Origin of the sequence: Nocardia cerradoensis NBRC 101014 (assembly GCF_000308535.1) — a bacterium.
GTDB classification, from domain to species: Bacteria; Actinomycetota; Actinomycetes; order Mycobacteriales; family Mycobacteriaceae; genus Nocardia; species Nocardia cerradoensis.
This window is the reverse complement of sequence record NZ_BAFW01000328.1, coordinates 1-6,365: the sequence shown is the minus strand read 5'-3', so window position 1 is coordinate 6,365 and position 6,365 is coordinate 1. Positions and strand designations below refer to the sequence as shown.

The following is a 6,365-nucleotide window of genomic DNA, read 5'->3' as shown; positions in this document are numbered from 1 at the left end:
GAGCGTGGCGTGCGGCAAGTCGCCGGCTCTTGTGACCACGCCCGAGCGGTGACGACCAGGCTCGTCGCCGAACGAGCCGGGGCGTGGGCCGGGCTGGCGCACTATCACTTCCGCTCGGCGGACGATCTGCTGACCGACGCGGCGCTGCGAATGATGCGGCGGCCGGCCGGCGACGTCCCCGCGGACCTGCTCGGTGATAGTGCGACCAGCATCACCGCCCTGCTGTCGCTGATCGGCGGGTACCACGAGCCGAGCGCCGACGGATCCGTCCCCGATCCGGAGGCGACCGCGGTCGTGCTTCGACTACATTCGCGAGCACACGAAGGCCTGGCGGAATCTGCGCGCCGTGATCGAGCGTGTCCACCGGCGCGCCGGTCGACACGCTGCCGATGGTCCGGTTGCGGCTGCGGTAGCCCCGACGCGCGGCGGCCGATACGGCGCCGACCCGCCGATATCCCGTAGCGTCGAGGCCGATGCGCAGTCGAGACGAAACGGGGCACCCGATGGACGACCGGATCGAGCAGCTGGCAACACAATTGGATCCGGCGGCCGAACTACGACTCATCTCCGGCGCCGGAATGTTCCGCATGGCCGGGGATTCCGCGATCGGCCTCGCCGAGATGCCGGTCTCCGACGGGCCCTCGGGTGTGCGCGGCGAGAACTGGGACGAACGCGATCCCTCGATCAGCCTGCCGTCCGGAACCGCGCTGGCCGCGACCTGGGACCGCGACCTGCTGACCGAGATCGGGGCACTGATCGCGGCACAGGCCCGGCAGAAGAACGTCTACGCCGTCCTCGGACCGACCGTGAACCTGCACCGATCACCGCTCGGCGGAAGGCATTTCGAATGTTTCTCCGAGGATCCGATGCTCACCGCGGAGATCGCGGCCGCGTATGTGCGTGCGGTGCAGGCGCACGGGGTCGCCGCCTGCCCGAAACACTTCGTGGCCAACGATTCCGAGACCGACCGCTTCACCGTCGACGTCCGCGTCCCGGCACGGGCCCTGCGCGAGCTGTATCTGTATCCGTTCGAACGCGCGGTGCGGGCCGGCGCGTGGATGGTGATGGCCGCCTACAACAGCGTCGACGGCACCACCATGACCGAATCGCCGCTGCTGGACGAACCCCTCAAGGGCAGTTGGGGATTCGACGGTGTGGTGGTCTCGGACTGGACCGCCGTGCGCAGTACCGAAGGCGCCGCGCGCGGGACCGACCTGGCCATGCCCGGCCCGTCGCCGCTGTGGGGCTCGGCCCTCGCCGACGCGCTCGCGGCCGGCACCGTGCCGAAGTCCGCGATCGAGCACAAGGTCCGGCGCATCCTGCGGTTCGCCGATCGCGTCGGCGGGTTGGCCCCGGGCGAGCCCGACCCGGTTCCGGACTTCACCGCGGAACAGGCCCATGATCTGGTACGCCGCGCCGCCGCGGCCGCGATGGTCCTCGTGCACAACGACGGCGTGCTGCCGCTGCCGCCGCGGACCTCGGTGGCGCTGCTCGGGCCCGCCGCCGCGCAGCCGCGGTACATGGGCGGCGGTAGCGCGACCGTGATCCCCGACCACACCGTCACGCCGGTCGAGGGTCTGTCGGCGGTGCTGCCGGTCACCCACACACCGGGTGTGCGCACCGGTGACGACCTGATTCCCGTGCCGCTGGAACTGGTCACCGATCCGGCCACCGAGACGCCGGGGCTGTGCCTGCGCTACCTCGACGGCGACCGTGTCCTCGACACCCAGCACCGCACCGCGGGCCGGCTGGTGCTGTTCGGTGATCCGCACGCGGCCGCCGCGTCGGCGATCGAACTGCGCGCGCGGCTGCGCGCCGATGTGGCAGGAAAATGGCGGCTCGGTGTCGCGGCGTTGGGTCACTGCGTGGTGGAACTCGACGGCGCGACCGCGATCGACACCGAGATCGCCTTCGAGGGCTCGGATCCCGTTGCCGCACTGCTGGATCCGCCGCAACGCTGCGTCGAGCGCGAACTCGCCGCGGGTCAGGAGGTCGACGTCCGGATCACGGTCGGTTCGGGCGCGTCGGCGGCCGCGGGGCTGGGCATGATTCTCGGTGCCGGCCTGGTCGTGGCGCGGCCGGAGCGCGCACCCGAGGAGGAATTCGCGGCGGCGGTCGAGGCCGCGCGCCGGGCCGAGGTGGCCGTGGTGGTCGTCGGCACCACCGAACAGCTGGAGAGCGAGGGCCGCGACCGGACCACGCTGGCGCTGCCCGGCCGCCAGAACGACCTGGTCACCGCTGTCGCCGCCGTCAATCCGCGCACCGTGGTGGTCGTGAATTCCGGTGCGCCCGTGGAGATGCCGTGGCGCGACGACGTGGCGGCGGTGCTGCTGTCCTGGTTCCCCGGTCAGGAATTCGGCGCCGCGCTGGCCGATGTGCTGACCGGTGCGGCCGAACCCGGCGGCCGCCTGCCGACCACCTGGCCGAAGGAACTCGCCGACGTGCCGGTCCGCGACACCACTGCGGCCGCCGACGGCACCCTGGCCTACGACGAGGGCGTGCACATCGGCTACCGCGCCTGGCTGCGTGCCGGTGTGCAGCCGGCGTACCCGTTCGGCCACGGACTCGGTTACACCGTGTGGGAACTGAGCGATCTCGCGGTCGACGGCCACGATGTCGAGGTGACCGTGGCCAATATCGGCGAGCGGGCCGGTAAGCAGGTCGTGCAGGTTTATCTGTCCCGTGAGGACAGCGCGATCGAGCGGCCGGTGCGGTGGCTGGCGGCCTTCGCCAGCGTCACCGCCGAGCCGGGTGGGGTGCGCCGGGTGCGAATTCCGCTGCCGCAGCGGGCGTTCCAGCACTGGACGGATGCGGGCTGGTCCACCGAACCCGGTGCCTTCACCGTGCACGTCGGCACCTCGGTGATCGCCCTGCCGCTGACCGCGCCCATCGAGTAGCCGGGACTCCGCCACGAAATCGGGGCTAGCGTACTGGACGAGTGACCAGTAATCTCCGGTGCACACGGTTGGAGGAGACGGTCGCAGCGTGGCGGCCGGAATCGAAGGAGCGATCAGTGACGTTTACCCGGCGATCGATGCTGGCCGGCACCGTGACCGCGGCCGTGGCCGCGAGTGTGGGGGCCACCGCTTCCGCGGAGGCGGCACCGATCCGGGTCACCGGCGACGAGGCGGGATATCTGGTCGGCGCGGGCATCGCCGATGTCACCGGCGCGGTCGCCGGTCAGGGGATGATGGGCTACTCCGAACTCGACCAGGTCGCGACGGGGCTGCTCATGCGCACCTGGGCGCGCGCCTACATCGTGGTCGACCGGGCCAGCGGTGAGCGGGTGGCCTTCGTCAACGCGGATATCGCGTGCCTGTTCCAGTCGGTGCATCTGGCCGTGATGCAGCGGCTGGCACAGCGGTTCGGTGCGCTGTACACCGAGCGCAACGTCAACCTCAACGCCACCCACAATCACAACTCCTGCGGCGGCACCGCGCGTGAATACGCGTATTCCCTTGCCGCATACGGCTTTCAGAACAACTCCCACCAAGCCGAAGTGGACGGTATCGTCGCGGCGCTGGTCGCGGCGCACGAGAATCTGGCCCCGGGCACACTCTCGCTGGGGCACGGCGAACTGCACGACGCCTCGGCCAACCGCTCCCGGGTGGCCTTCGACCTCAACCCGCCCGACGACACGGCCGCCTTCCCGAACGCGATCGATCCGCAGGTGACGGTGCTGCGATTGCGGCAGGGCGGCAACGACATCGGCGCGATCACCTGGTTCGCGACGCACGGGACCTCGCTCACCGACGCCAATACGCTGATCTCCGCCGACAACAAGGGCTATGCCAGCTATCGCTGGGAACACGACGAGATGGGGGTGCGCCCGGGCGCCGGAAAGCCCGGTTTCGTGGCGGCCTTCGCCCAGACCAACGCCGGCGATATGACGCCGAACATCGGACTCACGCCCTGGCACCCGTCCGGGCCCACCGAGGACAACCGGCTCAACTGCTCTCTCATCGGCGAACGTCAATACCGCGCGGGCCGTGCGGCTTTCGACGCGGCACGGCCGATGCGCAGCGGGGGAGTGGACGCGGCACTGCGCTATCTGAACATGGCCGACATCGCCATCGACGGGTCCTACACTCCCGACGGCAAACCGGCGCGCACCGCGCCCGCCATGATGGGCGCCGCGGCCGCCGCGACCAGTTCGGAGGACAACTGGAAGACCCAGCTGTCGTTCCTGCAGGAAGGCAATGCGAATCCGGTCGTCGCGGCGCTCGGCGGGCTGGACGGCCCTGTTGAGCAGTGGATGCGGGATGTGCAGGCGCCCAAGCTGATCGTGGCGCCGCTGGGTGTGCTGCCCCCGCGCCCGTGGGTGCCGCTGACGGTGCCGATCCAGATTCTGCGGATCGGCGATCTGGTACTGGCCTCGGGGCCGGCGGAATATACGGTGGTCTCGGGGTTGCGCATCCGGCGGGTGGTGGCGCACGCACTGTCCGTGCCGCTGGAAAACGTTTTGCTGCAAGGTTATGCGAACGGCTACTGCGGCTACGTGACCACGCCGGAGGAATACGCCTCCCAGCAGTACGAGGGCGGGGAGACGCTGTACGGCCGCTGGACGCTGCCGGCCTATGTGCAGGAATTCGATCGACTGGCCCGCGCCGTGGCCGCGCGCGTCGACCTGGGCCGCGGCCCGGCCCCGCTGGACTGGACGGCGGGCATACAGCCGAATCTGCTGCCGCCGGTGCCGGCCGATGCGCCGATGACGGGGCGGGCGTTCGGTGAGGTGATCACCGCGCCGAAACCCGGCTACGGACACGGCGAGACGGTGACGGCCGAGTTCTGCGGCGCCCACCCCGCCAACGATTTCCACACCGGCGGAAGCTATTTCGAGGTGCAGCGCGCCGAGGGGGAGCAATGGCGCGCGGTCTTCGACGACAACGACTGGTGCACCGAACTGCACTGGTCGCGCCCGCCCGGCCAGCCCGAGGCCTCGCGCGTCGCCATCCACTGGACCGTGCCCGCCGATGCGGAAGCGGGGCGCTATCGCATCGAATACCGCGGTGACCGCCGCGACGGTGCCGCGACCGTCCCGTTCACCGGCACCACCGCCGAATTCACCGTGGGCTGAGGGGCCGGCTCATTCCTCGGACATCGTTGCCGGGGAGCGGGTTTCGGTGAGTGTGTCGAGGTAGGCGGCCATCGCCAGGCCGGCCGATTCGATCGGGCCGGTCGAGCGCAGGGTGCGGCTCAGAATGAACGCACCCTCCAGGGCGCCCAGGATCGCGATCACGAAGGTGTGCGCCGCGGGCGCGGGCAGCCCGCGGGCCCGGAAGTACGCGCTGCCCTGGTCGATCCAGGACTGCATGACCTCGGCGGTCACCTCTCGCAACGCCGGTTCGCTGTCGGCGATCTCGCCCGCGACCGTGCCGACCGGGCACATGTTCATCCAGCCGGACTGTTCGATCTGTTCCGCGGCGGCGGTGAACGCGGCCACCACCGCCACCCGCAGATCCGGATACGGATCCATCAGCAGCGGTAACAGCTGGATGTAGGCGGCCCCGCTGGTTCGCAGCGCGGCGGCCGCGATCTGCTGTTTGCCCTGCGGGAAATGGTGATACAGCGATCCGATCGGGGCCCGCGCGGCGGCGGTGATCTGTTTGACGCTGGTGGCGCCGTAGCCCTGGCGGCGCATCAGTTCCGCCGTCGCGGTGACGATGCGCTCGGCGGTCGGGGTTGACACGGTCTCGGACATGCTCCCATACTAGAACACACGCTCTAGAGCGAATGTTCTAGCAGGTGGACGCGTCTTTCCGGGCGCGGCCGCAGGTTTGCGATGCGGAGGTGGCAGCGTATGCCGGTCGTCGAGGTTTCCGCCGGTCCGATCCACTACGTGGAGGAGGGGCAGGGTCCGCCGGTCGTGCTGCTGCACGGACTGCTCATCGACCACACGGTGTGGGATCGCGTGATGCCGTTGCTGCCCAGCGGTTTTCGCTATGTTCGGCCGGTACTGCCACTCGGCGCGCATCCGGAACCGATGCGGCCGGACGCCGACCTGAGTATGCGCGGGCAGAACGTGGTGCTCGCGGACTTCCTCGACGCGCTGGATCTTCGCGATGTCACCCTGGTGCATTCGGACTGGGGCGGCGGACTGTTCCTCACCGCCTACGGCCTGGACAAACGCGTCGCCCAGCTGATCGTGCTCCCGTGTGAGGCCTTCGACAACTTCCCGCCCGGACTGCCCGGAAAGCTCGCCGTGTTCGCACTGCGCGTCCCCGGTGCGCTACCGATCGTCCTGCGCCAGTTGCGGGTCGGGCTGTTGCGCCGCTCATCGCTGATCTACGGGCAGATGGCGCGCTATCAGGTCCCCGACGATCTGATGCGCGGGTGGACCGAACCGGCCCTGCGTAATCCGGATA

The 6,365-nt window shown here is 70.0% G+C and carries 5 protein-coding genes; 4 read left to right on the top strand and 1 reads right to left on the bottom strand.

What is annotated here, in order from left to right:
- The 3 genes from ON23_RS38740 to ON23_RS28705 all read left to right on the top strand — a co-directional run.
- Nucleotides 1-462: TetR/AcrR family transcriptional regulator (locus ON23_RS38740; RefSeq protein ID WP_505768030.1), on the top strand; the 462-nt coding region annotated here is incomplete at its 5' end.
- 11 nt (nucleotides 463-473) lie between these two features.
- Nucleotides 474-2,897 carry a beta-glucosidase family protein gene (locus ON23_RS28710; protein ID WP_244970223.1) on the top strand — a complete coding sequence of 808 codons (2,424 nt, stop codon included), beginning with the start codon at nucleotides 474-476 and terminating at the stop codon, nucleotides 2,895-2,897.
- A 116-nt stretch (nucleotides 2,898-3,013) separates the two neighbouring features.
- Nucleotides 3,014-5,077: a neutral/alkaline ceramidase gene (locus tag ON23_RS28705; RefSeq protein WP_245556168.1), complete on the top strand. Its 2,064-nt coding sequence runs from the start codon at nucleotides 3,014-3,016 to the stop codon at nucleotides 5,075-5,077.
- Nucleotides 5,078-5,086: 9 nt separating this feature from the next.
- Here the strand turns inward: ON23_RS28705 and ON23_RS28700 are convergent, their stop codons facing one another.
- Nucleotides 5,087-5,701, bottom strand: a complete 615-nt coding sequence (locus ON23_RS28700; protein WP_051043507.1) for a TetR/AcrR family transcriptional regulator — start codon at nucleotides 5,699-5,701, stop codon at nucleotides 5,087-5,089.
- Between the two features lie 99 nt (nucleotides 5,702-5,800).
- Between ON23_RS28700 and ON23_RS28695 the strand changes: the two genes are divergently transcribed.
- Nucleotides 5,801-6,365: alpha/beta fold hydrolase (locus ON23_RS28695; protein WP_039782103.1), on the top strand; the 565-nt coding region annotated here is incomplete at its 3' end.